Source organism: Klebsiella sp. D-Nf1 (genome assembly GCF_002810515.1).
GTDB lineage: Bacteria > Pseudomonadota > Gammaproteobacteria > Enterobacterales > Enterobacteriaceae > Klebsiella > Klebsiella variicola.
The window spans coordinates 1-26246 of the sequence record NZ_PIOK01000008.1 but is presented as its reverse complement, the minus strand read 5'-3'; the positions used below and the strand labels follow the sequence as shown (position 1 = coordinate 26246).

General features: G+C 58.3%; 28 protein-coding genes and 2 rRNA genes. 21 read left to right on the top strand and 9 right to left on the bottom strand.

Translation table 11 applies throughout. The features are described 5' to 3' along the window. Positions 1–52: 52 nt before the first annotated feature. The 4 genes from CWM54_RS23650 to CWM54_RS23635 all read right to left on the bottom strand — a co-directional run bounded on the left by CWM54_RS23650 (position 53) and on the right by CWM54_RS23635 (position 2118). Positions 53–355, bottom strand: a complete 303-nt coding sequence (locus CWM54_RS23650) for a BrnA antitoxin family protein (RefSeq protein ID WP_012542978.1) — start codon at positions 353–355, stop codon at positions 53–55. Beyond that, a complete protein-coding gene (locus tag CWM54_RS23645) occupies positions 342–629 on the bottom strand; it encodes a BrnT family toxin (protein WP_012542979.1) in 288 nt (95 codons plus the stop codon). Before CWM54_RS23645 ends, CWM54_RS23650 begins: the two co-directional genes overlap by 14 nt. A 167-nt stretch (positions 630–796) precedes the next feature. Continuing rightward, complete coding sequence (gene fosA / locus CWM54_RS23640) at positions 797–1216, bottom strand: FosA5 family fosfomycin resistance glutathione transferase (protein ID WP_100698680.1); 420 nt, start codon at positions 1214–1216, stop codon at positions 797–799. Continuing rightward, positions 1210–2118 carry a LysR family transcriptional regulator gene (locus tag CWM54_RS23635; protein WP_100698678.1) on the bottom strand — a complete coding sequence of 303 codons (909 nt, stop codon included), beginning with the start codon at positions 2116–2118 and terminating at the stop codon, positions 1210–1212. The genes fosA and CWM54_RS23635 overlap by 7 nt, the downstream gene beginning before the upstream one ends. An 86-nt stretch (positions 2119–2204) precedes the next feature. On the opposite strand from CWM54_RS23635, the gene CWM54_RS23630 reads away from it, so the two are divergent. The 18 genes from CWM54_RS23630 (at position 2205) to trpS (ending at position 17787) form a co-directional block, all read left to right on the top strand. Then, positions 2205–2987: an NAD(P)H-dependent oxidoreductase gene (locus tag CWM54_RS23630; protein ID WP_100681831.1), complete on the top strand. Its 783-nt coding sequence runs from the start codon at positions 2205–2207 to the stop codon at positions 2985–2987. Between the two features lie 141 nt (positions 2988–3128). Then, complete coding sequence (locus tag CWM54_RS23625; RefSeq protein WP_023322005.1) at positions 3129–3713, top strand: TetR/AcrR family transcriptional regulator; 585 nt, start codon at positions 3129–3131, stop codon at positions 3711–3713. Positions 3714–3734: 21 nt separating this feature from the next. Then, positions 3735–4538, top strand: coding sequence for a winged helix-turn-helix domain-containing protein (locus CWM54_RS23620; RefSeq protein ID WP_100698676.1), 804 nt, complete (start codon positions 3735–3737; stop codon positions 4536–4538). After that, on the top strand, positions 4535–5053 hold the full coding sequence (locus tag CWM54_RS23615) for a FidL-like protein (protein WP_100698674.1): 519 nt from the start codon (positions 4535–4537) through the stop codon (positions 5051–5053). The genes CWM54_RS23620 and CWM54_RS23615 overlap by 4 nt, the downstream gene beginning before the upstream one ends. Before the next feature lie 446 nt (positions 5054–5499). Beyond that, complete coding sequence (locus tag CWM54_RS23610) at positions 5500–5778, top strand: BMC domain-containing protein (protein ID WP_012542984.1); 279 nt, start codon at positions 5500–5502, stop codon at positions 5776–5778. Positions 5779–5795: 17 nt separating this feature from the next. Beyond that, complete coding sequence (locus CWM54_RS23605; protein ID WP_002442227.1) at positions 5796–6080, top strand: BMC domain-containing protein; 285 nt, start codon at positions 5796–5798, stop codon at positions 6078–6080. Positions 6081–6092: 12 nt separating this feature from the next. Beyond that, positions 6093–6371: a BMC domain-containing protein gene (locus CWM54_RS23600; protein WP_004146125.1), complete on the top strand. Its 279-nt coding sequence runs from the start codon at positions 6093–6095 to the stop codon at positions 6369–6371. A 53-nt stretch (positions 6372–6424) separates the two neighbouring features. Beyond that, on the top strand, positions 6425–8026 hold the full coding sequence (locus CWM54_RS23595; protein ID WP_100681830.1) for an acetaldehyde dehydrogenase (acetylating): 1602 nt from the start codon (positions 6425–6427) through the stop codon (positions 8024–8026). Positions 8027–8050: 24 nt separating this feature from the next. Continuing rightward, positions 8051–8308: a EutN/CcmL family microcompartment protein gene (locus tag CWM54_RS23590; RefSeq protein WP_004146127.1), complete on the top strand. Its 258-nt coding sequence runs from the start codon at positions 8051–8053 to the stop codon at positions 8306–8308. A 17-nt stretch (positions 8309–8325) separates the two neighbouring features. Further along, positions 8326–9507 (top strand): 1-propanol dehydrogenase PduQ, encoded by a 1182-nt coding sequence (locus CWM54_RS23585; RefSeq protein ID WP_100698672.1) that lies wholly within the window; start codon positions 8326–8328, stop codon positions 9505–9507. A gap of 133 nt (positions 9508–9640) precedes the next feature. Further along, positions 9641–13027: a choline trimethylamine-lyase gene (gene cutC, locus CWM54_RS23580; RefSeq protein WP_100698671.1), complete on the top strand. Its 3387-nt coding sequence runs from the start codon at positions 9641–9643 to the stop codon at positions 13025–13027. Positions 13028–13112: 85 nt separating this feature from the next. After that, positions 13113–14060 carry a choline TMA-lyase-activating enzyme gene (gene cutD / locus CWM54_RS23575; RefSeq protein ID WP_032731573.1) on the top strand — a complete coding sequence of 316 codons (948 nt, stop codon included), beginning with the start codon at positions 13113–13115 and terminating at the stop codon, positions 14058–14060. Between the two features lie 12 nt (positions 14061–14072). Continuing rightward, the gene (locus tag CWM54_RS23570) at positions 14073–14486 is read left to right on the top strand and encodes a BMC domain-containing protein (protein WP_074387182.1); all 414 of its coding nucleotides are present in this window, start codon (positions 14073–14075) and stop codon (positions 14484–14486) included. Further along, positions 14486–15106: a phosphate propanoyltransferase gene (locus CWM54_RS23565; protein ID WP_100698669.1), complete on the top strand. Its 621-nt coding sequence runs from the start codon at positions 14486–14488 to the stop codon at positions 15104–15106. The genes CWM54_RS23570 and CWM54_RS23565 overlap by 1 nt, the downstream gene beginning before the upstream one ends. A gap of 12 nt (positions 15107–15118) precedes the next feature. After that, positions 15119–15787: a hypothetical protein gene (locus CWM54_RS23560; RefSeq protein WP_100698667.1), complete on the top strand. Its 669-nt coding sequence runs from the start codon at positions 15119–15121 to the stop codon at positions 15785–15787. Between the two features lie 31 nt (positions 15788–15818). Then, positions 15819–16232, top strand: coding sequence for a DMT family transporter (locus CWM54_RS23555; RefSeq protein ID WP_047043812.1), 414 nt, complete (start codon positions 15819–15821; stop codon positions 16230–16232). Between the two features lie 17 nt (positions 16233–16249). Next, entirely contained in the window at positions 16250–16579 is a 330-nt protein-coding gene (locus tag CWM54_RS23550; RefSeq protein ID WP_004204123.1) for a DMT family transporter, read from the top strand. 200 nt (positions 16580–16779) lie between these two features. Continuing rightward, on the top strand, positions 16780–17787 hold the full coding sequence (gene trpS, locus CWM54_RS23545) for a tryptophan--tRNA ligase (protein WP_100698665.1): 1008 nt from the start codon (positions 16780–16782) through the stop codon (positions 17785–17787). Positions 17788–17835: 48 nt separating this feature from the next. Here the strand turns inward: trpS and CWM54_RS23540 are convergent, their stop codons facing one another. Beyond that, the gene (locus CWM54_RS23540; protein ID WP_100698663.1) at positions 17836–19230 is read right to left on the bottom strand and encodes a diguanylate cyclase; all 1395 of its coding nucleotides are present in this window, start codon (positions 19228–19230) and stop codon (positions 17836–17838) included. 404 nt (positions 19231–19634) lie between these two features. On the opposite strand from CWM54_RS23540, the gene CWM54_RS23535 reads away from it, so the two are divergent. The 3 genes from CWM54_RS23535 to CWM54_RS23525 are packed head-to-tail and all read left to right on the top strand — an operon-like array spanning position 19635 to position 24567. Next, positions 19635–20702, top strand: coding sequence for an HlyD family secretion protein (locus CWM54_RS23535; RefSeq protein ID WP_100698661.1), 1068 nt, complete (start codon positions 19635–19637; stop codon positions 20700–20702). After that, complete coding sequence (rbbA, locus tag CWM54_RS23530) at positions 20699–23443, top strand: ribosome-associated ATPase/putative transporter RbbA (RefSeq protein ID WP_100698659.1); 2745 nt, start codon at positions 20699–20701, stop codon at positions 23441–23443. Before CWM54_RS23535 ends, rbbA begins: the two co-directional genes overlap by 4 nt. Further along, positions 23443–24567, top strand: coding sequence for an ABC transporter permease (locus tag CWM54_RS23525; protein WP_012969040.1), 1125 nt, complete (start codon positions 23443–23445; stop codon positions 24565–24567). The genes rbbA and CWM54_RS23525 overlap by 1 nt, the downstream gene beginning before the upstream one ends. A gap of 40 nt (positions 24568–24607) precedes the next feature. Here the strand turns inward: CWM54_RS23525 and CWM54_RS23520 are convergent, their stop codons facing one another. The 4 genes from CWM54_RS23520 to CWM54_RS23500 form a co-directional block, all read right to left on the bottom strand. Beyond that, positions 24608–24925: a hypothetical protein gene (locus CWM54_RS23520; RefSeq protein WP_061155912.1), complete on the bottom strand. Its 318-nt coding sequence runs from the start codon at positions 24923–24925 to the stop codon at positions 24608–24610. A gap of 323 nt (positions 24926–25248) precedes the next feature. Further along, positions 25249–25524 (bottom strand): DUF2574 family protein, encoded by a 276-nt coding sequence (locus CWM54_RS23515; RefSeq protein WP_087652867.1) that lies wholly within the window; start codon positions 25522–25524, stop codon positions 25249–25251. A 394-nt stretch (positions 25525–25918) separates the two neighbouring features. Further along, positions 25919–26034 (bottom strand): 5S ribosomal RNA (rrf, locus tag CWM54_RS23505). Positions 26035–26131: 97 nt separating this feature from the next. Continuing rightward, positions 26132–26246: ribosomal RNA gene (locus tag CWM54_RS23500) — 23S ribosomal RNA — on the bottom strand; the annotation flags it as partial.

Sequence of the window (26246 nt, the reverse complement as noted above, 5' to 3'; positions counted from 1 at the left end):
TGCGCTTACCGGGGCTACGGGCTCCGAAAATAGGTAGCGCCGCTACCAGCAACTATTTCTTATTAAGATCGCGAATCATCGCTTCTCTTAAAATCGCATTCAGTCGAGTTTGATAGCCTTTTCCTGGACGTTTGAGCCACTCCATGACATCGGCATCAATGCGCACAGAAGCCTGTGTTTTTAGCGGTCGAAAAAATTTGCCGCGTACGGCATCTGACCATTGCGCATCGTCTGTAGCGGGGATATCGCTGTAATCAATGTCCTCATCGGCTTTGCTCGCTAGCGCTTTGAGTTCGGCATCACGCTTAGCGGTAAGCGCCGCCGTATTGTCGCGTTTATGTTTAACCATGCTCATAACGATTCCTCTCTTTTCTGTCCGCCTTCCGGGCGCTGATAATACGAATAACCTCAGTTCCACTTTCAAAACGGACCGAATGCGCCACCAGGATAACAAGGATCCCATGCACAAGACCGATGGTTTGCCAGCGATATTCACCATTCTCAAACCGCTCCTGGCGGGAAAGGTGCCGCGGATCGTCAAAGACTAATACCGCTTCTTCAAACCGGACTCCATGTTTTCGTAGATTACTTAATGCCTTGTTTGCATCCCACTCAAACTCCATTGGCATACTATTCATCCTTTTGTATATACAAAAAAGTATATACGATTATCCGGTGATAATAGTGACAGCGTTGGAAAAAACCTCACATTTTGAGTGAGTAATTTGTAAAGGCATCTCCCCGGTGGCGCTGCGCTTACCGGGGCTACGGGTTACCCCGCGTCTGCAAGGCCGTTTCACTCATCAAAAAACACCATCCCCTTATACGGCTGCTCACGGCAGGCGGCCAGCCGCTGGGCGAGACTGCCGACGTGCAGCTCCAGCTTGTGGCCATCGGGATCGAGGAAATAGTGCGAGGCGCCTTCGCTGCGGTTTAGCTTCCAGACCGCCACGCCGGCAACCTCCAGGCGGGCGGCGAAGCGGGCAAAATCGGCTTCGCTAATGCTAAACGCATAATGGGTGTAGTCGCTCTCTTCCGGCGGAGTAACGCGCCGCTGCGGATCCAGTGACAGACACAGCCACAGATCGCCGCAGGAGAGATAGGCGCCACTGTCCCAGCGGGCGTGCAGCGTCATGCCCAGCAACTGCTGATAAAACGCCACGCTCGGCGCCAGCTGGCTGACCGCCAGGGTCAGGTGATTCAGTCCACTCAGCATGTCTGTTCCTCCAGTGAATTCACAATGAACTGGCGCAGCCATTGATGCGCCGGGTCGCGGTGCCAGCGCTCGTGCCACAGCATCAGCATCTCAAAGCCGGCGACCGCCAGCGGCGGCTCGACGATCACCAGCCCGCTCTGCCCGTGCACCAGCCGCTCCGGCAGGACCGCCACCAGATCGCTATTGCGCAGGGTCTCCAGCATAAACAGGAAATGTGGCACGGAAAGGACAACCCGCCGCGTCAGTCCGAGGTTCGCCAGCGCGACATCGGTCGCCGCGCTGAAGCCGCCTCCGTCCGGGGAGACGATCACGTGCTCCAGTTGACAGAACGTTTCCAGGCTAAGCCCAGGCCGCAGCGCCGGATGCTCCGCCCGGCCTGCCAGCACGTAGCGTTCGCGAAACAGCAGGCGCTGATGTAGCCCCGGCGGCGCGCCCTCGCGGGTATGGAAGCAGAGATCCACTTCATCGCTGGCCGCCTGCTGCTCCAGCCGCGCTGGCTGTAGCTCGAATACCGCCAGCCGACTGCCGGGAGAGGCCAGCCGTAGCCTGCCCAGCATCGGCAGGAGGATCGCCGAGGCCATATAGTCCGTCGCCGCCACCCGCCAGGTCTCCGCCGCCGTCGCCGGATTAAAGGGCGCCACCGGCGCCACTGCCTGCTCCAGTGCGGCTAACGCTGCGCGCAGCGGCTGGCGAAGCTCATCGGCGCGGGCGGTGGGCTGCATGCCGCGCGGACCCGGCATCAGCAGCGGGTCGGCGAAAATCTCCCGCAGCCTGGCGAGCTGAATACTGACCGACGGCTGCGACAGATTCAGCCGCTGCGCCGCCCGGGTGACGTTGTTTTCGCTAAGCAGCACGTCGAGCGTGTGCAGCAGATTAAGATCCAGACGATGTAAATTAATCACGGCTATACCTGGAATTTAAGTAATTAATTTCTACTATAGCGTCAGCTTTCCTACTCTGCAGCTCTCCCCACTCCAGAGGTGATGTTATGAAAGTACTGCTGATTTACGCCCATCCGGAACCGCGCTCGCTTAATGGCGGACTCAAAAATTTCGCCATCCACCACCTGCAGCAGGCCGGGCATGAAGTCCAGGTCTCCGATCTCTACGCCATGCGCTGGAAGGCCGGATATGACGCCGACGACAGCGGCGCCCCGCCGGTCGGCGAGTTCTGGCGGCCGACCCTCGATTCCAAACAGGCCTTTGCCCAGGGCACCCAAAGTGCGGATATCGCAGCCGAGCAGGAAAAGCTGCTGTGGGCCGATACGGTAATTTTCCAGTTCCCGCTGTGGTGGTTCTCGATGCCTGCCATCATGAAGGGCTGGATCGACCGGGTGTACGCCTGGGGCTTTGCCTATGGCGTCGGCGAGCAAAGCGACCGCCACTGGGGTGACCGTTACGGAGAAGGCACCTTCGCTGGCAAGCGGGCGATGCTGATCGTCACCGCCGGCGGCTGGGCAGAACACTATTCACCGCGCGGGATCAACGGCCCCATCAACGACATCCTGTTCCCCATTCAGCACGGCATGTTGTTCTATCCCGGCTTCGAGGTACTCCCGCCGCTGGTGTTCTACCGCACAGACAAAATCGACGCCGGCCAGTTCGCCGACCAGTGCACCACCCTGGCCGAGCGGCTGGATACGCTGTGGCAAACCGAGCCCATTCCATTCCGCCGGCAGAATTATGGCGATTATCTGATCCCGTCGCTGACGCTGCGCCCGGAGCTGGCGCCCGGGAAAAGCGGTCTGGGGGTGCATCTGGCAACGAAATAAACCTCGACGCGATAGCCCATCCGGGTTATCGCGTTCATTAATATGACAATTTGTGAGCCTCCACGCATTAACAGCATCTCGTCACACGAAGCCGCCGTTCATATTGATAGCGATCAAGAATAATCATACCGTCTGGTCGGTATGATTCCGGCCATGAATATGGAAGCCCAGCATCGTAAAAAAGATCCCGTCCGTCTCCACCGTCAGCTGATTGAATCGGCGGCGATGATTGCCGGCCGGGACGGTATCGCCGCCCTGTCGCTGAACGCCGTCGCCCGCGAGGCTGGCGTGAGCAAAGGTGGCCTCCTGCATCACTTTCCCAATAAGCAGGCGCTGATTTTCGCCCTGTTCGCCCGGCTGCTGGCGATCATGGAAAAGGCGATTAGCGAACTGATGGCCGCCGATAACATCGCTTACGGACGCTTTACCCGCGCCTATTTGCGCTATCTGTCCAACCCGGAGCTGACGGATACCCACGAAAGCCGCCAGCTGATGGTGCTGTCGCTGGCGATGCCGGACGAGCCGGTGCTGCGAAAATGCTGGCGCGACTGGATGCTGGATCACCTGGCGCAGGGCGATGCGCTGGATAACGGCCCGACCGGCACGCTGGTACGCTACGCGGCCGACGGCATCTGGTTATCGGAACTCACCGAAGGGCGTACCATGAGCAGCGATCACCGACAGTCGCTGGTAAACGATCTGACCAAAATGACGCTTCCCGCGTGAAGCGAATAGAGTGAGGCCGCGATGCGCTACAACATCAATGCCCGTCTCATTTATGATGCAACGGACGGCACGCTAACCCTGCCCGGCAGCGATGAACCGGATAGCCAGCTATCCATCACCGCCAGCGCGCTACTCTATTTTTTTCTCCGCCATACCGGCGTCGTCAGCCGCGATGAAGTATTAAAAAAAGTCTGGGATGATAACGGCTTAACCTCTTCCAACAGCAACCTCAATCAATACCTGAGTATGCTGCGCAAAACCTTCCGCCACTACGATATCGATAACATTATCGTCACCGTGTCGCGCGGGATGCTGCAGCTGAACCAGGATCTGAGCATTGAACTGCTCGATGCCGGGCCGGCGCTTACCGAGGCCGCTAACCCACCCGAGAGGGCTGATGAAACCGTCCCCCCAGCGGCGACAACGCCGCTCACCGATTCACGACATGCGCGCGGGATGTGCTGGTATCTGGCCGGCGGCTGTCTGCTGCTCATCACCCTGCTGCTGGTGGCGTTTAGTCTCGCCGGTACCCACGTCGCCCGGCCAATTAATCTGACGCTGATGAACCACAGCCAGTGCGAACTGCTGGCCAGCGATGAGATGCTGCGTTCGGTCTCCGCAACGGCCTACGGAAAGAATTTTGATGAGGTGCGTCAGCGGCTGAAGCTCAGTTGCAAGCCGGGCGAACGTTTTGTTTTTTTCTATGGCGACCGACTGGAAACCAACGGCCTGGGCCGGGTGTTCCTCGCCCACTGCGCGATGCACGAAGACAACCCGTTCAGCTATTGCGATAACTACTTTTACTACTCCTGGAAGCCGCAATGAGACTCGCGCCCCGCACCTTTTTCGCTCTTTCCGCTCTGGCGTTTATCGCTGCCGCCGGGTTTAGCCTCTGGCGCCTGCTGCCAGATGCCAGCGACGGCGTGATGAGCTGTTCCACCAAAGCGATCATGCGTTTTGAAAACATGGAAAAAGAGAATGTGAACGGCAATATCCATTTTAACTTTGCCGCTAACGGCAACGGTTCGATGGTGGTGGAAGGCTATACCGATTCTGCCGCCGGCTGGCTCTACCTGCAGCGCTACGTCAAATTCAGCTACACCAGCCAACGTATCTCGGCAACCGAACGCCACTACCGCATTAAAAAATGGGAATCCAGCGCCTCGTCCATCGACGAATCGCCGAATGTCATCTTTGACTACTTCATGCGCGAGATGTCCGACAGCCACGATGGCCTGTTCCTCAACGCGCAGAAGCTTAACGACAAAGCTATCCTGCTGAGCTCTATCAACTCACCGCTCTACATCTGCACGCTGAAGTCCGGCAGCACGCTTAACTAACCCGTCACCCCTGAACCGCCGCGAGGAAAATGCGCCCTCGCTCACGCTCCGTTATTGCCCCCTCTTTCCACGATGCTAAAAGCGCACGTTTTGCATTTAGCTTCGACGCCAAAACTTGCGCATACCCACAATTATCACGCGGCTATATTACCGCCTGCTGGCAAGTAATTAGCATCTTATTAACATTCACCTCTCGCCGATAAATAGTCTAAAAAAGCGCCATATCATCATAAAAATCGACACGCATAAAACAGAACGAAAATATAAATGGAAGGCTAAATAAGGCTAAATCACAGAGTAAAAACCTAAAATATTCATCTACACGGATTTAAATTTCACTTCCCTCCCCATTCCCTATAGTGAACCCCGAACGCCGCTTCCGCGTGTTGATGCCGTTACGCGGACGGTTTTCCCGAATAACAAAACCTGTTCTGGAGGAAATCACGATGGGTGATGCATTGGGGCTTATCGAAACCAAAGGTCTGGTGGCCTGTATTGAAGCAGCGGACGCGATGTGTAAAGCCGCCAACGTCGAACTGATCGGCTATGAAAACGTCGGCTCTGGCCTGGTCACCGTGATGGTGAAAGGCGACGTCGGCGCGGTAAAAGCGGCGGTGGATTCCGGTGTGGAATCCGCGCAGCGCATCGGCGAAGTGGTGACCTCGCTGGTCATCGCGCGTCCGCATAACGACATCAACAAAATCGTCATTAAACACAAGGCCTGAAGGCCAGGAGAACGCAAATGGGTGATGCATTAGGTCTGATTGAAACCAAAGGTCTGGTGGCCTGCATTGAAGCGGCGGATGCGATGTGTAAAGCCGCCAACGTCGAGCTGATCGGCTATGAAAACGTCGGCTCCGGCCTGGTCACCGCGATGGTGAAAGGCGACGTCGGCGCGGTGAAAGCGGCGGTGGATTCCGGTGTGGAATCGGCGCAGCGCATCGGCGAAGTGGTGACCTCGCTGGTTATCGCCCGTCCGCATAACGACATCAACAAAATCGTCTCGCATTACAAGATTGCGGACTAACGGAGAATCCTGATGAAAGAAGCGCTTGGTCTTATCGAAACCAAAGGTCTGGTGGCCTGCATTGAAGCCGCAGACGCGATGTGTAAAGCCGCCAACGTCGAGCTTATCGGCTATGAAAACGTCGGTTCCGGCCTCGTCACCGCAATGGTGAAAGGCGACGTCGGCGCGGTCAACGCAGCGGTCGATTCCGGCGTGGAAGCGGCGAAACGCATTGGCGAAGTCGTCAGTTCTCGCGTCATTGCGCGTCCACATAACGACATCGAAAAAATCGCGGCGCAGCACAAAGCATGACCTGACAGGGCGCGCCCCGTCTCCACTCTTTTCGTCTGATGAAGGATAGACTCATGATTGAACTGGATAACGATTTGCAATCCCGGCAGAACGCGCGGGAACTGGTGCGCAACGCCAAAAAGGCGCAGGCGATGCTGGCCACCTTTTCGCAACAGCAAATCGACGCCATCGTGAAAAACGTGGCCCAGGAAGCAGCGCACCACGCCGAAGCGCTGGCGAAAATGGCCGCGGAAGAGACCGGTTTTGGCAACTGGCAGGACAAAGTGCTGAAAAACCGTTTCGCCTCGCTGCGCGTCTACGACGCCATCAAAGATATGAAGACCGTTGGCATCATTCATGACGACCCGGTAAAAAAAGTGATGGACGTGGGCGTGCCGCTCGGCGTGATTTGCGCGCTGGTCCCCTCAACTAACCCAACTTCTACGGTTATCTACAAAGCGCTGATCGCCCTCAAGGCCGGCAACGCCATTATCTTCTCCCCGCATCCGGGCGCGCGTCAGTGCAGCTGGAAGGCGATTGAAATCGTCAAACGCGCGGCGGAAGCGGCCGGTGCGCCGGAGGGCTGCGTCGATGGCATCACCCAACTGACGCTCGAAGCCACCTCTGAGCTGATGCACAGCAAAGACGTGTCGCTGATCCTCGCCACCGGCGGCGAAGGCATGGTGCGTGCGGCCTATGCGTCCGGCACCCCAACCATCAGCGGCGGCCCGGGCAACGGCCCGGCGTTTATCGAACGCAGCGCCGATATCCACCACGCGGTGAAAGATATCATCACCAGCAAAACCTTCGATAATGGGGTGATCTGCGCCTCCGAGCAGTCGATCATCGTCGAAGGCTGTATTTACGACGAGGTTCACCGCGAGCTGGAAGCGCAGGGTGCCTACTTCATGAATGAAGATGAAGCGGCGAAAATGGCGGCGCTGCTGCTGCGCCCGAACGGCACCATCAACCCGAAAGTGGTCGGCAAAACCGCGCTGTACCTCAGCCAGATGGCGGGCTTCTGTGTTCCGGCCAGCACCAAAGTGCTGATCGCCGAACAGACCACCGTGTCGCCGAAAAACCCCTACTCGCGTGAAAAACTGTGCCCGGTGCTCGGCCTGTACGTGGCAGAGGACTGGAAAGCCGCCTGCCACCGCGTGGTGGAGCTGCTGACCAACGAAGGACTCGGCCATACGCTGGTGATCCACACCCGTAATCAGGACGTCATCCGCCAGTTCAGCCTCGAAAAACCGGTCAACCGTATTCTGATTAATACCCCGGCGGCGCTCGGCGGTATCGGCGCGACCACTAACATCTCCCCGGCGCTGACCCTCGGCTGCGGCGCAGTCGGCGGCGGATCCAGCTCCGACAACGTCGGCCCGATGAACCTGCTCAATATCCGCAAAGTCGGCTACGGCGTGCGGTCGATTGACGAGCTTCGCGCGCCGGGCAGCCGCCCTGAACCACAGCCGACCATCGTCACTCCGGCGAGCGATCCGCAGCGCAGCATTCTTGATGACGTGCGTTTCAACGCCCCGGCCAGCGCCGCGCCAGCGCGCTCCGCAGGCAGCGATGACCGTTTCGCCAGCGCAGGCGCCGCCAGCATGGAAGGCGAAATCAACGAGCAAAACGTGGAACGCGTTATCCGCCAGGTGCTGGAGCGCCTTGCTAAGTAACGCACTGATATAAGGCGATAAACGATGATTCTCGCAAAGGTAACCGGCCATGTCGTCGCCACGCAGAAATGCGATGAGCTACGCGGCAGCAACCTGCTGTTGGTCACCCGACTGGATGACAATCAGCAGCCGATGAAGGACCAGACCTGGGTCGCCGTCGATAACGTCGGCGCCGGCATGCACGACATCGTGCTGGCGGAAGAGTACTTCGCGCTCAATAAAGAGCGCTACAAAGCGATGTCGGTGGTCGCCATTGTCGAGAACGTGTTTCGGGACGCCTAACAGGAGTGAATAGCCCAATGAGTGAATTTTTACTGAAACCGCGGATTTGCTTCGGTCAGGACGCCCTCTCGGTGCTGAACGAACTCTCCGCCCGCAGCGTGCTGCTAGTGACCGATAAAGCGATGGTGAAGTTTGGCCTCGCCGAGCGCGTCACCGCCCTGTTGCGCCAGCGCGGGATCGCCTGCCAAGTCTGGGATGACGTGGTGGCGGATCCGGATATCGCCACCGTGGTGCGCGGCATGAAGTTAATGGATAGCCACTATCCGGATCTGGTTATCGCGCTCGGCGGCGGTTCGGTCATCGATGCCGCCAAAGCGGTTATTTTCTCCCTGGCGCAAACCCGTCCGCAGACTGATCGCCCGCGTCCATGCTTTGTCGCCATCCCCACCACCAGCGGCACCGGTTCGGAAGTCACCGCCTTTTCGGTGGTGAAAGCCAACGCGGAAAAACTGGTGCTGGTGGATGCGTCATTGCTGCCGGATATCGCCATTCTTGACCCGGCGCTGGTGGCTTCAGTGCCGCCGGCGATTACCGCCGACACCGGCATGGACGTGCTGTGTCACGCCCTTGAAGCCTACGTCTCCCGCGCCGCCAGCGACTTTTCAGATGCGCTGGCGGAGAAAGTGGTGCAGCAGGTGTTCCGCTACCTGCCGACCTGCTGGCGCAGCGGCGACAACCTGCAGGCGCGCGAAAAGATGCATAACGCCTCCTGCATGGCGGGGATGGCCTTCACCAACGCGTCGCTGGGGATAACCCACAGCCTGGCGCACGCCCTCGGCGGCGTCTTCCGTGTGCCCCATGGCCGCGCCAACGCCCTGCTGATGGCGCACGTCGTCGCCTGGAACGCCGATTTCCACGGCCAGTGCGACACCCTCGCGGCAACGAAATATGCCCGGCTGGCGCATCTGCTGGATCTGCCTGCCGCCTCGCCACGCCAGGGCGTCGCCAGCCTGCTGGTCGCCATTCAGGCGTTAAAAGACGAACTAAGCATGCCCTCCGGCATCAGCGAAACCGGCATCGAGGCGGCTGAATTCGACCGCCGTTTGCTGGAGATGGTCGGTCAGGCGCTGCGCGACAGCTGTACCCCGACCAACCCACGCGCGCCAGACGCTAACGCGTTAACCGAACTTTATCGCCAGGCGTGGTCCGGTTGCCCGGAATCACCCGGCGGCGCTCCGCTTGCACGGGCCTACGGGTAACAGATAACCGGGTGATCGCTGAATTATTTGTAGGCCGGGTAAGGCGTCAGCCGCCACCCGGCAGGAATACGGACACTGTATCCACAACCGGGTTGTCATCAGCCGCGGAAAAAGAACATCTGGAGAATACTTCATGGCACACTACAACTTAACGCCGCGCGTAAAAGTGCTGGCAGACCGTTTACTCGCCCAGAAAAGCACTCTGTGCACCGAACATGCCACCACACTGAACGCTCTTGATGGCGACATCGCGGGCGTTCCCGCCGCCGTTAAACCGGCGCGCCGCTTCTATGAACTGATGCGCCAGCTGCCGCTGACCATCAGCGCCGACGAGCTGATCGTCGGCAACCAGACCCGTAAACCGCACGGGGCGATTTTCCATGACGAAAACGCGACCCGTCGTCCATCGGTTTTCCAGTTCCTCAACCTCAATAGCGAGCTGGACTCGCCGGATTACAAACTGGTGGTCGAAAAAGGCGTGCTGGCGATTAAGCACCAGTTAGAAGAGAAAACCCGCGCCCTCGGTAGCGCGGTCAGCCGCAGCGGTATGGATGAAGTCAATGGCTGCCGCGCCGCCATCTACGCCTGTGACGCTCTGTTAGCGCTGGCGCAAAATCTGGCCAACAGCGCCGAACAGCTGGCGGCCGCGGAAACCAATGCTTATCGCAAAGCCGAGCTGCTCGATAGCGCGGCCATTCTGCACCACGTTCCGGCCCATCCGGCGCGTAATTTCAAAGAAGCCTGCCAGGCGTTCTATCTGTTCCAGCTGGCGCTACAGCTGGATAACGGCAGCTATGCGGTTAACCCGCAAGGGGCGGATATCGCGCTGCTGCCTTATTATCAGCGCGATATCAACAGCGGCGCGCTCAATGCCCAACAGGCGTATGAGATCGTGGAGTGCCTGTGGTTCAAGCTGGCGGAACTGAGCGAAGTCCGCGCCGCCTGCGCCATTGACGGCTATCCGATGCTCGACGCCATGCTGCACGGCGCCGCTTTTGACCATGCTGAAGTGAACGAACTTTCGGCGATGTTTATCAGCGCCCAACGCAACCTCAGCGCGCTGAATCTGCCGGTGCGCCTGTTTAGCGGCGTACAGCCGGTCAGCCACGTGCCGTTCGCCGCCTGCGCCGACACGCCGGTGATGGAAGGCTTAACCCCGCGTATGCAGCGCCTGCGTAACCACTACCTGACGGTACGCCCGAGCGTCTCTATCTATCGCGCGCTGGCCTTTACCGAAGTGGTCAAAGCCAACCCTGGCATGCCGACCATTCTGCTGCGGGCAAAAGCCTTCCGCCACGCCTGCGAAACCGCGCCGATTCTGATTCAGGACGATGAGCTGATCGTCGGCCATCCGTGCGGCAAGCCGCGCGCGGGCGCCTTCTCGCCGGATATCGCCTGGCGCTGGGTGCGCGACGAGCTCGACACCATGAGCACCCGCCCGCAGGATCCGTTTGAGATCAGCGAAGCAGATAAAAAAACCATTCGCGAAGAGATCGTCCCGTTCTGGGAAGGCCGTTCGCTGGATGAGATTTGCGAAGCGCAATACCGTGAAGCCGGCGTCTGGGCCTTCAGCGGCGAGACCTTCGTCAGCGACCTCTCCTATCACCAGATTAACGGCGGCGGCGATACCTGCCCGGGCTACGACGTGCTGCTGTTCACCAAAGGGATGAATGGGATTAAAGCCGATGCCGAGGCGCATCTGGCCAGCCTGAGCATGGAAAACCCGGAAGATATCGACCGTATCTACTACTACAAAGCGGCAATCGAAACCTGTGAAGGGGTGGTCAACTATGCCCGCCGTATCGCCGACCGCGCCCGCGAGCTGGCGGCTAAAGAGCAAAACGCCCAGCGCCGCGCCGAGCTGCTGACCATCGCCGATGTCAATGAAAACGTACCGGCCAACCCGCCAAAGACCCTGCAGGAAGCGCTGCAGAGCATCTGGACCGTCGAATCACTGTTTGAAATCGAAGAGAACCAGACCGGGCTGTCGCTGGGGCGCGTAGACCAGTACTGCTACCCGATGTTCGAAGCCGATATCCGCGAAGGCCGCCTGACCCACGACAGCGCGCTGGAGCTGCTGCAGGCGTTCATCATCAAATGTGCCGAACTGATGTGGATGTCGAGCGAGCTGGGCGCGAAATATTTCGCCGGTTATCAGCCGTTTATCAACCTCACCGTTGGCGGCCAGAAACGCAGCGGCGGCGACGCCTGTAACGATCTGACCTACCTGATTATGGACGCCGTGCGCTTTGTGAAGGTTTATCAGCCGTCGCTGGCCTGCCGTATCCACAACCAGTCGCCGCAGAAATACATGGAAAAAATCGTCGACGTGGTGAAAGCGGGAATGGGCTTCCCGGCCTGCCACTTCGATGACTCCCACATCAAGATGATGCTGCGCAAGGGCTTCGATTTTGAAGACGCCCGTGATTACTGCCTGATGGGCTGCGTTGAGCCGCAGAAATCCGGGCGCATCTACCAGTGGACCTCCACCGGCTACACCCAGTGGCCTATCGCTATCGAGTTCGTGCTCAACCGCGGGCGGATGGTGCTGTTCGATAGCTATCAGGGGCTGGATACCGGCGACCTGCGCGACCTGCGCACCTTCGACGATTTCGACGCGGCGGTGAAACAGCAGATCGCCCACATCGTGCGCCTGTCGGCCATCGGTACCGTCATCAGCCAGCGCGTCCACCGCGATGTGGCGCCGAAGCCGCTGATGTCGTTGCTGGTTGAAGGCTGTATGGAAAGCGGTAAAGACGTCGCCGCCGGCGGGGCGATGGTCAACCACGGGCCGGGGTTGATTTTCTCCGGTCTGGCGACCTACGTCGACTCGATGGCGGCGATCCGCAAGCTGGTGTTCGAAGAGAAGAAATACACCCTTGAGCAGATCCGCGATGCGCTGCTGGCCAACTTCGAAGGTTACGAAGCGCTGCGCCGTGACTGCCTGAACGCGCCGAAATACGGTAACGACGATAACTACGTCGACCAGTACGCGCTGGATATTACCGAATGGACCGAGAAAGAGTGCCGTAAGTACAAGATGCTCTACTCGACCCTCAGCCACGGCACCCTGTCTATCTCCAACAACACACCAATCGGCGAGCTGACCAACGCCACGCCGAACGGCCGCCTGGCGTGGATGCCGCTCTCCGACGGCATCAGCCCAACCCAGGGTGCGGATAAACAAGGCCCGACGGCGATTATCAAGTCGGTCAGCAAGATGAACGTGGAAACCATGAACATCGGCATGGTGCACAACTTCAAGTTCCTCAAAGGGCTGCTCGATACCCCGGAAGGTCGCCACGGCTTGATTACCTTGCTGCGTACCGCCTCGATTCTCGGCAACGGCCAGATGCAGTTCAGCTACGTCGATAACGAAGTGCTGAAGAAAGCGCAGCAGGAGCCGGAGAAATACCGCGACCTGATCGTTCGCGTCGCCGGCTATAGCGCTTACTTCGTCGAGCTGTGCAAAGAGGTCCAGGACGAGATCATCAGCCGTACGGTGATTGAGAAGTTCTAGTTCTCTTAAAGAGAATTAAATGAGCTGTATTTGAGAAATAACCGGAAGTTCTCCGTCCCGTAACGGGACGGAGCGGGAGGCAAGCGTGATCGCAAAACAAGAATTAACGGGCCGAATTTTCAATATCCAGAAATATTCGATCTATGACGGCGATGGCATTCGCACGCTGGTGTTTTTTAAGGGCTGCAACATTCGCTGCCCGTGGTGCGCCAACCCGGAAGGGCTGAGCAGCCAGTTCCAGGTGATGTTCTCGCACGACAAATGCATCAACTGCGGCGACTGCGTCAGCGTCTGTCCGGCGGGTATTCATTATCGGGCGGAAGAGAACGGCGAAATGAAGCACTTCGTCGACCGCAATAAAGACTGCATTGGCTGTCGCAAATGCGAAGAGATTTGCACCCAGAACGCGCTGGACATTATGGGCAAGGACGTCACCGTCAGCGAGCTGATGGAGATCATCATGCAGGACTACGACTTCTACATCTCCTCCGGCGGCGGCGTGACCATCGGCGGCGGCGAGATGAGCCTGCAGACCGATTTTGCCGTTGCCTTATTCAGCGAATGCAAAAAGATGATGATTAACACCGCCGTCGAAACCCAGGGCACCACCCCGCTTGCCAACTATCAGAAGCTGGCGCCGGTCACCGACACCTTCTTATTCGACATCAAACAGATCAACAGCGATCACCACAGGGCGATGCTCGGCATCGGCAACGAAGGGATCCGCCGCAATCTCGAATGGCTGGTGGATTCCGGCGCCAACGTCATTGTGCGCATGCCGCTTATCCGCGGCTACAACGACTCATTCGACGCCATTACCGGCGCCATTGATTACGTACAAAAGCTGGCGAAGCGTGGAAATATCCGCCGCATCGACATGCTGCCGTACCACCAGTTAGGGCGCAAAAAGTACGAACGCCTGGATATGCCCTACCCGATTACCCAGGACCCGTCTTATTCACCGGACGAACTGGACCGGCTGGAAACCTTCTTCCGGCAATTTGATTTTGATATTCGCTTAGTCCGCCATTAACAGGAGCCGACCATGAAAAGTTTAGGCGTAATTGAAACGCGAGGATGGGTCGCCGCCATTCAGGCCGTCGACGCCGCCTGTAAAGCCGCGGGAGTGACCTGCATTGGCTATCGCAAACCAGGCTCCGGGCTGGTGAGCGTCTGCTTTGAAGGGGAGATCAGCGCCATTCACACTGCTATCGAGCGCGGCGTAGCGGTAGCTGGCGCCGAGCACACCGTGAAGTCGCTGGTGATTGCCCGCCCTGAGCGCTGCGTGGTTGAAGCGTTAAGCAACCTCAAAGGCAACCCACCGCGCGCGAAGCAGCCCACCGCCCCAGCAGCTGTCGCTGTCGCCGCCGCGCCAGAAGCGATCGTTCCCTCCGCGCCGCAGGCCGCCCCGCAGGCAACGGAAGATAAAAACCCAACGCTGAAGAAAGGGAAGAAGTGATGATCGACACCCTGCTTCGCGAAAAAATCACCACCCGCCTGAACGCAACGGCGCCGGCGATCCCGGTGGGGATCTCCAACCGCCACGTCCATCTCGCGCAACAGGACGTCGAGGCGCTATTCGGCAAAGGCTACAGCCTGACGCCGTTCAAACCGCTGCGCCAGCCGGGGCAGTTCGCCGCCCAGGAGTGCGTGACCGTTGTCGGGCCGAAAGGCTCGCTGACCAACGTCCGCGTCCTCGGGCCGACCCGCCCGGTATCGCAACTGGAAGTATCGCGCGCCGACTGTTTCACGCTCGGGATTAAGGCGCCGGTTCGTGAGTCCGGGCAACTGGAGAATGCCGGCAGCGCGCTGCTGATTGGGCCCGCTGGCCACGTTGAACTCCATTCGCAGGTGATCTGCGCCTGGCGGCATATTCATATGTCGCCGCAGGACGCACGCCAGCTCAACGTCAGCAACGGCCAGAAGGTCAGCGTGCGCAGCAACGGCGAACGCCAGCTGACCTTCGATGAAGTGGTGGTGCGCGTGCGCGATGACTTCGCGCTGGAGTTCCATATCGATACCGAAGAAGCCAATGCCGCCGGGTTGAAAAACGGCGCGCAGGTGACGCTCATCGGCTAACGGAGGCTCACCATGACCGATGAACAGATTGAAGGTGTAGTTGCGCGGATTTTGCAACGCCTGCGGCCACCAGTACTGGTGATGGTGACCGCCGCTGACGGCTACCGCGCGGCAATCCGCCAGCGCCTGGCCGGCTGCGGCTACCCGCTGCGCCTCGCGCTGGAGGAGGGCCTCGCCGACGCCGCCGCGTGGCAGGAGACGGGCGAAATTCTCGCTCCGTCAGCGTGGCAGGATGCCCTGCCGTCAGCGCCGTGGCGGGCGGTGTTGCTACCGTTTCTCGATTATACGCTGGCCTCGGATCTGCTGAACGGCACGCTGCGCAGCCCGCTCGCCCGCTGCGCGCACGAGGCGCTGCTGACGGGTATTCCAGTGCTGGCGCTGCGCTACCACTGCGATCCGCTCAGCGAACTCAACCAGTTGCGCGGGGCGCAGGCCGACAGCGCTTATGCCGGACACCTGCAGGCCACCCTCGCCCGTCTGGAAGCCTGCGGCGTCTTCCTCGGCACCATGAATGAGCTGCTGGCGAAGCTGGACGCACCCACCGCGCCTGCCACCGCCAACAGCGAACCGCGCCGTTATCTCACCGTCACAGACGTGGTGAATAATCCAGCGTTGGCAGCGACTCCGCACGCGCAGCTGACCGATGCGGCCATTGATTACTTAAAAAACAGAAAGATATGACCTTACCCAACGATAAACCTGGAGCTTAACGATGTCTTCGAAAACAAAATGCTGGTTATGGATGTTGCTGGTTATCCTCTCCGAAACCTCGGCAACCTCGACGTTAAAAATGTTCGGTAGCAGCGAAGGCAGCACCAAAATGCTGCTGCTCGGGCTGCTGATTGCGCTCTACTGCACCTGCTATTACTCGCTGTCGCGGGCGGTGAAAGATATTCCGGTCGGTCTGGCATACGCCACCTGGTCCGGCACCGGTATCCTGGTGGTCTCGACGCTGGGAATGGCGTTTTACGGCCAGCACCCGGATACCGCCGCCATCATCGGCATGGCAGTGATCGCCAGCGGCATCGTTATCATGAACCTGTTCTCGAAAATGGGTTCGGAAGAGAGCGAAGAGGCCGCCCCCGTCACGCCAGTCGCCTCCATGGATAAGAAAATCGCCAACTAACAGGAAAGGAATACCCTATGTTTAATCTCGGATTTTTATGGCTGGCGCTGTCTATCGGCTCCGAAATCACCGGCACCTCGATGATCAAAAAAACCAACGGCTTCAGCAAACTGGCGCCTTCCGTGCTGGTGGTCTGCGCCTACGGCCTGTGCTACTTCGCCCTCACCCGCGCGATGAGCACTATTCCGGTGGGCGTGGCCTACTCGCTGTGGTGCGGCTTCGGTATCGTCGGCGTGACTATCTGCTCCATGATCCTCTATAAGCAGAAACCAGACCTGGCGGCCATTATCGCCATGGCGCTGATTATCTCCGGCGGCGTGATCATGAACGTCTTCTCGACCATGTAATACGAGGCGGGTTTACCCCGCCGTGATTTCGTGGCAGGATAAAAAGATGAACAGAAACGTTATCGTTACTTACCCCCGTCGTTGGTGGCTGCCTGCATAACAGGCGGCACGATACACGTTTCCATTTTCAAAGCCGCCGGAAGGCGGCTTTGGTGTTTTCAGGACGTCTTTCGGCTGAACAGTCTGATAAGGAGTCCCTGATGAACCATCCACAAACCATCCTCACCGGCGACCGCCCGACCGGCCAACTACATCTTGGCCACTACGTCGGCTCGCTGCGCCAGCGCGTCGCGCTGCAGCACGACCACCAGCAATTTATCCTGATCGCCGACCTGCAAGGGCTCACCGATAACGGCAGCAACCCACAAAAAATCAGCCACCATATCCTCGAAGTCATGGCCGATTATCTGGCCGTCGGCATCGACCCCAGGCTCACCACTATTTGCCTGCAGTCCGCTCTGCCGGCGCTGGCGGAGCTCAGCGCGCTGTATATGAATATCGTCACCGTCGCCCGCGTGGAGCGTAACCCAACGGTCAAAAATGAAATTGCCCAGAAGGGATTCGCCCGCTCGCTGCCGGTGGGCTTTCTCGCCTATCCGATTAGCCAGGCCGCCGATATCACCGCCTTCAAAGCCGAGCTGGTGCCGGTGGGCGACGATCAGCTACCGATGATTGAGCAGACCAACGAGATCGTCCACAAAATGAATAGCCTGACCGGCGAACCGGTGCTGCGCCACTGCAAAGCGCTACTCAGCGAAGTGGGCCGCCTGCCAGGCGTCGACGGTAACGCCAAAATGTCGAAATCGCTGGGCAATACGTTGACGTTATCGGCCAGTGAAGAGGAGATCCACCGCGCGGTCAGCGCGATGTACACCGACCCGACGCACCTGAGAGTCAGCGATCCGGGGCATGTCGACGGCAACGTGGTGTTCACCTATCTCGACGCTTTCCATAGCGATAAGGCGCTGGTTGCTGAGATGAAAGCCCACTATCAGCGTGGTGGGCTGGGCGATCGCCAGTGTAAGAATGAACTGGAAACCTGCCTGCAGGCGCTACTGGCGCCAATCCGCGAACGCCGGGCCACTTACAGTCAGGATAAAGGAATGCTGCTGGAGTTGTTGCGTCAGGGCAGCGAACGCGCCCACCAGCTCACGCAGCAGACGCTGCATGAAGTGAAGCGCGGGCTGGGGCTGCCGGTGCTGTTCTGAGCTTCAGATCCTTTCCCCGGTCGCGCTACACTTACCGGGGCTACGGTTTCATCCCCCACCTTTGTGCATCTTCACGCAGTTGCGTCCATCGCGCTTGGCGGCATACAGCGCGTTATCAGCGTCACGCAGCAGCAGGTTGTAATCGGGGTGCCCCGTGTGGACGGCAAAGCCAATGCTGGCGGTGATGGGGATCTGCGTGTCGCCGCCAACGTTAAACGCCAGTTGGCCAATCTTTTTACGCAGACGTTCAAGGAGAGGGGAAGCCTCTGCCGCACGGGTCTCCACCAGCACCAGCAGAAACTCCTCACCGCCGTAGCGGAAGAGATAGTCGCTGGAGCGAATATTATCGCTGAGCAGATCGGCTACGTGCTTAATGGCGCGGTCGCCGACCAGATGGCCCCATTTGTCATTGATCTCTTTAAAGAAATCAATATCGATAATTGCCACCGTCAGCGGCAGGTCATACTCAATCGCCAGGGTGACTTCATGCTTGAGCACCACCGGCAGATAGCGACGGTTAAGCAGGCTGGTTAGCGCGTCTTTGCCGTTTTGCATCTGCGACAGACTACTGAACAATACCCCCAGTTGGCTGCTGATGTGCTGACAATGGATATGGATCCTTTGCAGCAAGCTCTGAGTATTTTTATAACCAGCATCCTGTTCCGCGGTACGCCATTCGGTAATCAACGCATCCACCTGACCGATTAATTCAGTAATCTCCCCCATCTGCGGATTGTGGTTAAAATAGCGAACGCATTTATGGCGAAACCACAAACCAAATTCGGATTCAGATAATAACGTTGCGTTAAGGTCCGTCCTGTTCTCGCTGACGATATTAAAAATCGCACTATTTTCCCAACCCGAAAGCGATGCCTGCTGCTTGCCATACTCCATCGGGACGTTATCCATCAGGCTGTACAGACGAAAGGCTTCTTCATTTTTGGTAGCCCGATAATGCGACAGCGTATAGGCGTGACACATCATCTCCACTGCCATATTTATCGCCATGATCGCGTAATGGATAGCCGCTATCCCGGTGTCCCGCTCCACCTGGCTGTCACGAATCGCCTCCACCAGCCCGGCTTTTATCTGCCGCGCGCCGCGCAGCACCGCCTCAGCCGGGATGCCAATCCGCGAATGAATGTTGCCGATCTGATACTGGCGCTCCGCGAGGGCCTGAAGCTCCTCTTTTTCACAGGTAAGGATCTGCTGCACCCATCCCGCCAGAGAGCGGCTCAGACGTTCCTCAACCAGCTCATAAGAGAGGTGCCTGGCGATATCCGGATCCTGAAAAATAAAATCGTAAAAGCGGGTCGCTAACATCGACGATCGCTCATCAGCCATTTTTTTAAGCAATGCACGGACGTCCGGCGTCAGGCTGTCATACAGCGGTAGCCATTCCTTAAAAATCACGGCGATATATTTTTGGCTTTCTTCATTCATGAAATTAAAGCACTCGTCGGATGTTTCTTAATGCCAGGAGCGGAATCATATCGTAGTTACCGGGGGGCAACCAGATAACAAAACGGACCAGCCTGTTTTCGCTGTTTTATCCTGACATTGGGGTTTTCTGTTAACGCACCGACAAGACCACGCACTTCATATGGACAACATCGCCACGAATGTTACTATCGCGATGACGATAGCTCTCACTATGCGTGTTTCATTAAGGCCTGGATCGCTGATGATGACCACATAAGTAGCACAGCGATCGGCTGCGCATCGACGCGGCAGAGCGCTGCGTCAGCGGCCTTTACCCCCACCTTTTCGTCCCTCGCAAGGAGGACGCTCCGCTCGGCGGAGGAAACACGCGCACCACTCAGCAAAGGGAATCAAGCGAGTCGCGTATGGACAAATTAAAGAAACGTTGGGCAGGGTATCTTGTCGGCTTACTGGTGGTGCTCGCCGCCGCCGCATGGTGGCTGCTGCGCCCGCCAGGCCTCCCGGACGGTTTTGCCAGCAGCAACGGCCGAATCGAAGCCACCGAAGTCGATATTGCCAGTAAAATCGCCGGGCGTATCGACACGATTTTGGTCAAAGAGGGCCAGTTTGTGCGTCAGGGAGAAGTCCTCGCGAGGATGGATACCCGCGTACTGAATGAGCAGCGTCTTGAAGCCGCTGCACAAATCAAGGAGGCGGAAAGCGCGGTGCTCGCCGCCAGAGCCTTGCTCGATCAGCGGCAGAGTGAAATGCGCGCCAGCGAAGCAGTCGTGAAGCAGCGCCAGGCGGAGCTGGATTCCTCGGCGAAACGCCATGTCCGCTCGAATGCCCTGTCGCAGCGCGGCGCCGTCTCCGCCCAGCAGCTGGATGACGACCGCGCGGCAGCAGAGAGCGCCCGCGCGGCGCTGGAATCGGCAAAAGCCCAGGTCTCTGCCGCCCACGCCGCCATCGAAGCTGCCCGCACCAGCATTATTCAGGCGCAAACCCGCGTCGAAGCCGCCCAGGCGACCGAACGGCGGATCCTTGCCGATATTGACGATAGCGAGCTGAAAGCACCGCGTGATGGCCGCATTCAGTATCGCGTCGCTGAGCCAGGCGAAGTACTGGCCGCCGGTGGCCGGGTGCTGAACATGGTCGATCTCGCCGATGTCTATATGACCTTCTTTCTGCCAACCGAGCAGGCAGGTCTGCTGGCGCTCGGCAGCGAAGCGCGCTTGATCCTTGATGCCGCGCCGGATCTGGTGATCCCGGCCAACATCAGCTTTGTCGCCAGCGTCGCCCAGTTCACGCCGAAAACGGTAGAAACCAGCGACGAACGTCTTAAGTTGATGTTCCGCGTCAAAGCGCGCATCCCGCCGGAGCTGCTGGCGCAGCATCTGGAATATGTCAAAACCGGCCTGCCCGGCATGGCTTACGTACGGCTGGATAAACAACAACCCTGGCCTGAGGCGCTAACGGTGAGGTTGCCGCAATGAAACTGACGCCGCAGGATACCTCGCCCCCCGTCGCCCTGCTGGAAAACGTTGGCCAGCAGTTTGGCGCCACCATCGCGCTGCGGGATATCAGCCTGGCCATCCCGGCACGGCGTATGGTTGGTCTGATTGGCCCGGACGGCGTCGGCAAATCGAGCCTGCTCTCGCTGATCGCCGGGGCGCGGGCCATTGAACAGGGTAACGTGATGGTGCTTGGCGGCGATATGCGTGATGTGCATCACCGCCGCGACGTGTGCCCGAAAATCGCGTGGATGCCACAGGGGCTGGGGAAAAACCTCTATCACACTCTCTCGGTGTATGAAAACGTCGACTTCTTCGCCCGCCTGTTCGGCCACGATAAAGCCGAGCGCGAACTGCGCATCAACGAGCTGCTGCAGAGCACCGGGCTGGCGCCGTTTCGCGATCGCCCCGCCGGTAAACTCTCCGGTGGGATGAAGCAAAAGCTCGGCCTGTGCTGCGCGCTGATCCACGACCCGCAGTTGCTAATCCTTGATGAACCGACCACCGGCGTCGACCCGCTTTCCCGGGCGCAGTTCTGGGAGCTTATCGACAGTATTCGCCAGCGCCAGCCGGAGATGAGCGTGCTGGTGGCTACCGCCTACATGGAAGAGGCCGAGCGCTTTGACTGGCTGGTGGCGATGAATGCCGGCGAGGTGCTGGCGACCGGCAGCGCCGCGGAGCTCAAAGCCCAGACCGGCAGCCAGACCCTGGAGCAGGCGTTTATCGCCCTGTTGCTAGAAGCGCAGCGCCGGGCGCATAAGGCGGTAGTTATCCCGCCGCGCGACAGCCGCGAGGAAGAGATCGCCATCGAAGCGCGCGGCCTGACCATGCGCTTCGGCAACTTTGTTGCCGTCGACCACGTTAACTTTCGCATCGCCCGCGGCGAAATCTTTGGCTTCCTTGGATCTAACGGCTGCGGCAAATCCACCACCATGAAGATGCTCACCGGCCTGCTGCCCGCCAGCGAAGGTGAAGCCTGGCTGTTCGGCCAGCCGGTCGACCCGAAGGATATCGCCACCCGCCAGCGGGTCGGTTACATGTCACAGGCCTTCTCGCTTTACAGCGAACTGAGCGTTCGGCAAAACCTCGAGCTGCACGCCCGCCTGTTTCATATCCCGGACGACGAAATAGCCAACCGGGTCGCTGAGATGAGCGAGCGCTTTATGCTGAGCGAGGTTGAAGACGCGCTTCCCGCCGATCTGCCGCTGGGGATCCGTCAGCGCCTGTCGTTAGCGGTGGCGGTCATCCACCGCCCGGAGATGCTGATCCTCGATGAGCCGACCTCCGGCGTCGATCCGGTGGCGCGCGATATGTTCTGGCAGCTGATGGTAGACCTGGCGCGCCAGGATCGCGTTACTATATTTATCTCCACCCACTTTATGAATGAGGCGGAACGCTGCGATCGCATCTCCCTGATGCATGCTGGCAAGGTGTTGGCCAGCGATACGCCACAGGCGCTGGTCGAGCAGCGCGGAGCCGCCAGCCTCGAAGAGGCGTTTATCGCCTGGCTTAAAGAGGCCCAACCGTCCTCTCCAGTACCAGATGAACCCACGTCTGCTGTCGCATCGCATTCGGAACACACGGCCCCACGGCAGGCCTTCAGTCTACGCCGCCTGTTTAGCTACAGCCGCCGCGAGGCGCTGGAGCTGCGCCGCGATCCGGTGCGATCGACGCTGGCGCTGCTGGGGACGGTGATCCTGATGTTTATTATGGGTTATGGGATCAGCATGGACGTTGAGGATCTGCGCTTTGCCGTCCTCGACCGCGATCAAACCATCAGCAGCCAGGGCTGGTCGCAGAATATCGCCGGCTCACGCTACTTTATCGAACAGGCGCCGCTGCACAGTTATGACGAACTGGACCGCCGGATGCGCGACGGCGAACTGGCGGTGGCAATAGAGATCCCGCCGAACTTTGGTCGCGATATCGCCCGCGGCACACCGGTGCAAATCGGCGTCTGGGTGGACGGCGCGATGCCCAACCGCGCGGAAACCGTGCGCGGCTACGTGCAGGCGATGCATCTCGCCTGGCTGCAGGAGATGGCCGGCCGGCAGAGCAGCCCACAGCGCGATACCTCACTCATCTCCATCGAGACCCGCTATCGCTATAATCCGGACGTGAAGAGCCTGCCGGCCATCGTCCCGGCGGTGATCCCGCTGCTGTTGATGATGATCCCGGCGATGCTTAGCGCCCTGAGCGTAGTCCGTGAGAAAGAACTCGGATCGATTATCAACTTGTACGTGACGCCAACTACCCGCAGCGAATTCCTGCTCGGCAAGCAGCTGCCTTACATCGTACTGGGGATGTTTAACTTCTTCCTGCTGTGCGCGCTGTCGGTCTTTGTCTTTGGCGTCGCGCATAAGGGCAGCTTCCTGACGCTGACCCTGGCGGCGCTGCTGTATGTCACCATCGCCACCGGTCTGGGGCTGCTGATCTCAACCTTTATGAAGAGCCAAATCGCCGCCATTTTCGGTACCGCGATCATTACGCTGATCCCGGCAACCCAGTTCTCCGGGATGATCGATCCGGTGGCGTCGCTGGAAGGGCCCGGGCGCTGGATTGGGCAAATTTATCCGACCAGCCACTTCCTGACTATCGCTCGCGGCACCTTCTCCAAGGCGCTGAATCTCAGTGATTTGTGGGGCTCCTTCATTCCGCTATTGCTTGCGGTGCCGCTGGTGCTCGGGCTGAGCGTGCTGCTGCTGAAGAAACAGGAGGGATGATGCGCGGATTACGCAATATTTATAATCTTGGCGTCAAAGAGCTGCGCAGCCTGCTCGGCGATAAAGCAATGCTGGCGCTGATCGTGTTTGCTTTTACCGTGTCGGTGTACTCCTCGGCCACGGTGATGCCCGGTTCGCTGCACCTGGCGCCGATCGCGGTTGCTGATATGGATAAATCCCAGCTCTCTTCACGCATTATTAACGCTTTCTACCGTCCCTGGTTTCTCGAGCCGGAGCTGATCACCGCTGATGAGATGGACGCCGGGCTGGATGCCGGGCGCTACACTTTCGCCATCAACATCCCGCCTAACTTCCAGCGCGATGTGCTGGCCGGTCGGCAGCCGGAAGTCCAGGTCAACGTTGACGCCACGCGAATGAGTCAGGCCTTTACCGGTAACGGCTATATCCAGAATATTATCAGTGGCGAAGTCAACAGCTTTGTCGCCCGTTATCGGGATAACAGCGTGCTGCCGGTAGAGCTGGCGGTAAGGATGCGTTTTAACCCTAACCTTGAGCAGGAGCGCTTTGGCGCGGTGATGGCAATCATCAACAACATCACCATGCTGGCGATCGTCCTCACCGGTTCGGCGCTGATCCGCGAGCGGGAACATGGCACCATAGAGCACTTGTTGGTGATGCCAGTAACGCCGTTTGAAATCATGATGGCCAAGATCTGGTCGATGGGCCTGGTGGTGCTGGTGGTCTCCGGGTTGTCGCTGATACTGATGGTGCAGGGGATTTTGCAGGTGCCCATTGAGGGGTCGATCCCACTGTTTATGCTGGGGGTGGCGCTCAGCCTGTTCGCTACTACCTCAATCGGCATTTTTATGGGCACCCTCGCCCGCTCGATGCCGCAGCTGGGGCTGCTGATGATTCTGGTGCTGCTGCCGCTACAGATGCTTTCCGGCGGATCCACACCGCGGGAAAGTATGCCGCAGCTGGTACAGGATATTATGTTGACCATGCCGACCACCCACTTCGTCAGTCTGGCGCAGGCGATACTGTACCGTGGCGCCAGCTTCGCCATCGTCTGGCCGCAGTTCTTAACCTTGCTGGCTATCGGCGGGGTGTTCTTTACTATCGCGTTGCTGCGTTTTCGTAAGACTATTGGCGAGATGGCGTAAGGGCTTAAGAAGGGCCGTCGACTGACGGCGGCCCTGGGATTTATTTGTGGCGGTTCATAAAGCGACGTAAACCCCAGGTGAAGGCCATCGCCATACTAAACAGGATAAACAATAAGACAATCCAGCTGATGGAGATGCGCAGCAACGTACCGGGGGTCATAAACGGCTGCAGATAGACGGTGAAGGACTCCGCGGGTGATTTCCCCAACAGCTCGTACACCTTATCGGTGAGCCACACCCCGACCCGGCAGAACAGCCAGATAATCGCTGGCCAGCAGAGCAGCACCAGAAAGGTAAAGCGCTCCTGAATGTAAGTGAAGAGCTGGCGCAGTGGCGACCAGTTAAGCAGGATTTTCATTTCTATTCTCATATTGCCAGCCGATAACCTGCATATGTCTCGCAAGGTATTTCGGGCAGCATCCATACAGGCAATCATCCCTCTTTGTATAACAAATTTTCCGCCATATAAACCAGATCAAGTTAACAAAGTGTTAATGATGTAGCTCATTAAGACAAAAACAGGGAAGAAGCATACTGTTTGGCACAATACATCCGGGAGCGAAGTATTCAGTCACGGAAATATTTTTTCTGAATCGCAAGTGCGTTATTTTGCGGGAGGAAGAGGCAGCGCCATTATTTCGCCGACATACAATATAATGGCGCTGAAATAGAGAAATGATATTAATCGTAGCTGCTGATAATTATTTTCCGACTTGCATCATCCGGTAAATTCACCGTCCGGGTGACCACGCCACGAGCATTCGTCACGCTATTTTGCGAAGCAATAAGATAGGTATTCTTTCCGCAACGCTGCTGAGGTTGTTTATTGACGATATCGGTGCTGCAGGTTTCTGAAACCACCCGCCCGGAGAGCGTTAATGTGGCGGTATCAGCAGCAAACAGAGGTAAGCTTAGTCCATAAGCGAAAGCCAGAATCCCAATTAGCGGTTTTTTCATTGAATTTATAACCAGTTAACAGGATGAGAAATAAGCGAGTTGCTTTCTATTTTTCTCCCTCGGGAGAGATGATGCGTTGATTCATCACGCAGGGAAGATAATCCATATTATTAGTAAGGACAATTGCAGGATAACCTATTAATGTGATAGGTATTACTGATGTTAACGAACCCGGCGGTCGGGCCGGATGTTTCCCCGGAGGCGGTGCAGCGCACCTTGTCCGGGCTACAGGTCGTGCAGGGCGGGTGCGAATCCGTAGCCCCGGTAAGCGCAGCGCCACCGGGGAGATATACCCCACACAGCAAAAAACCCCGCACCTTTCGGGACGGGGTTCTTGTTAAAACGCAAAAACAAAAAGCTCAGTCTTTCGACTGAGCTTTCTGCTTTGTTTGATGCCTGGCAGTTCCCTACTCTCACATGGGGAGACCCCACACTACCATCGGCGCTACGGCGTTTCACTTCTGAGTTCGGCATGGGGTCAGGTGGGACCACCGCGCTAGTGCCGCCAGGCAAATTCTGTTTTATCAGCCCGTCTTAAAGACGTTCTGATTAATCTGTATCACGCTGAAAATCTTCTCTCAAATCGCCAAAACACCTTCGGCGTTGTAAGGTTAAGCCTCACGGTTCATTAGTACCGGTTAGCTCAACGCATCGCTGCGCTTACACACCCGGCCTATCAACGTCGTCGTCTTCAACGTTCCTTCAGGAGACTTATAGTCTCA

What these genes read in the sequence shown, in the direction of transcription:
- CWM54_RS23650 (WP_012542978.1), bottom strand. Translation starts at nt 355, where the DNA reads ATGAGCATGGTTAAACATAAACGCGACAATACGGCGGCGCTTACCGCT.
- CWM54_RS23645 (WP_012542979.1), bottom strand. Translation starts at nt 629, where the DNA reads ATGCCAATGGAGTTTGAGTGGGATGCAAACAAGGCATTAAGTAATCTA.
- fosA (WP_100698680.1), bottom strand. Translation starts at nt 1,216, where the DNA reads ATGCTGAGTGGACTGAATCACCTGACCCTGGCGGTCAGCCAGCTGGCG.
- CWM54_RS23630 (WP_100681831.1), top strand. Translation starts at nt 2,205, where the DNA reads ATGAAAGTACTGCTGATTTACGCCCATCCGGAACCGCGCTCGCTTAAT.
- CWM54_RS23625 (WP_023322005.1), top strand. Translation starts at nt 3,129, where the DNA reads ATGATTCCGGCCATGAATATGGAAGCCCAGCATCGTAAAAAAGATCCC.
- CWM54_RS23620 (WP_100698676.1), top strand. Translation starts at nt 3,735, where the DNA reads ATGCGCTACAACATCAATGCCCGTCTCATTTATGATGCAACGGACGGC.
- CWM54_RS23615 (WP_100698674.1), top strand. Translation starts at nt 4,535, where the DNA reads ATGAGACTCGCGCCCCGCACCTTTTTCGCTCTTTCCGCTCTGGCGTTT.
- CWM54_RS23610 (WP_012542984.1), top strand. Translation starts at nt 5,500, where the DNA reads ATGGGTGATGCATTGGGGCTTATCGAAACCAAAGGTCTGGTGGCCTGT.
- CWM54_RS23605 (WP_002442227.1), top strand. Translation starts at nt 5,796, where the DNA reads ATGGGTGATGCATTAGGTCTGATTGAAACCAAAGGTCTGGTGGCCTGC.
- CWM54_RS23600 (WP_004146125.1), top strand. Translation starts at nt 6,093, where the DNA reads ATGAAAGAAGCGCTTGGTCTTATCGAAACCAAAGGTCTGGTGGCCTGC.
- CWM54_RS23595 (WP_100681830.1), top strand. Translation starts at nt 6,425, where the DNA reads ATGATTGAACTGGATAACGATTTGCAATCCCGGCAGAACGCGCGGGAA.
- CWM54_RS23590 (WP_004146127.1), top strand. Translation starts at nt 8,051, where the DNA reads ATGATTCTCGCAAAGGTAACCGGCCATGTCGTCGCCACGCAGAAATGC.
- CWM54_RS23585 (WP_100698672.1), top strand. Translation starts at nt 8,326, where the DNA reads ATGAGTGAATTTTTACTGAAACCGCGGATTTGCTTCGGTCAGGACGCC.
- cutC (WP_100698671.1), top strand. Translation starts at nt 9,641, where the DNA reads ATGGCACACTACAACTTAACGCCGCGCGTAAAAGTGCTGGCAGACCGT.
- CWM54_RS23570 (WP_074387182.1), top strand. Translation starts at nt 14,073, where the DNA reads ATGAAAAGTTTAGGCGTAATTGAAACGCGAGGATGGGTCGCCGCCATT.
- CWM54_RS23565 (WP_100698669.1), top strand. Translation starts at nt 14,486, where the DNA reads ATGATCGACACCCTGCTTCGCGAAAAAATCACCACCCGCCTGAACGCA.
- CWM54_RS23560 (WP_100698667.1), top strand. Translation starts at nt 15,119, where the DNA reads ATGACCGATGAACAGATTGAAGGTGTAGTTGCGCGGATTTTGCAACGC.
- CWM54_RS23555 (WP_047043812.1), top strand. Translation starts at nt 15,819, where the DNA reads ATGTCTTCGAAAACAAAATGCTGGTTATGGATGTTGCTGGTTATCCTC.
- CWM54_RS23550 (WP_004204123.1), top strand. Translation starts at nt 16,250, where the DNA reads ATGTTTAATCTCGGATTTTTATGGCTGGCGCTGTCTATCGGCTCCGAA.
- trpS (WP_100698665.1), top strand. Translation starts at nt 16,780, where the DNA reads ATGAACCATCCACAAACCATCCTCACCGGCGACCGCCCGACCGGCCAA.
- CWM54_RS23540 (WP_100698663.1), bottom strand. Translation starts at nt 19,230, where the DNA reads ATGAATGAAGAAAGCCAAAAATATATCGCCGTGATTTTTAAGGAATGG.
- CWM54_RS23535 (WP_100698661.1), top strand. Translation starts at nt 19,635, where the DNA reads ATGGACAAATTAAAGAAACGTTGGGCAGGGTATCTTGTCGGCTTACTG.
- rbbA (WP_100698659.1), top strand. Translation starts at nt 20,699, where the DNA reads ATGAAACTGACGCCGCAGGATACCTCGCCCCCCGTCGCCCTGCTGGAA.
- CWM54_RS23525 (WP_012969040.1), top strand. Translation starts at nt 23,443, where the DNA reads ATGCGCGGATTACGCAATATTTATAATCTTGGCGTCAAAGAGCTGCGC.
- CWM54_RS23520 (WP_061155912.1), bottom strand. Translation starts at nt 24,925, where the DNA reads ATGAAAATCCTGCTTAACTGGTCGCCACTGCGCCAGCTCTTCACTTAC.
- CWM54_RS23515 (WP_087652867.1), bottom strand. Translation starts at nt 25,524, where the DNA reads ATGAAAAAACCGCTAATTGGGATTCTGGCTTTCGCTTATGGACTAAGC.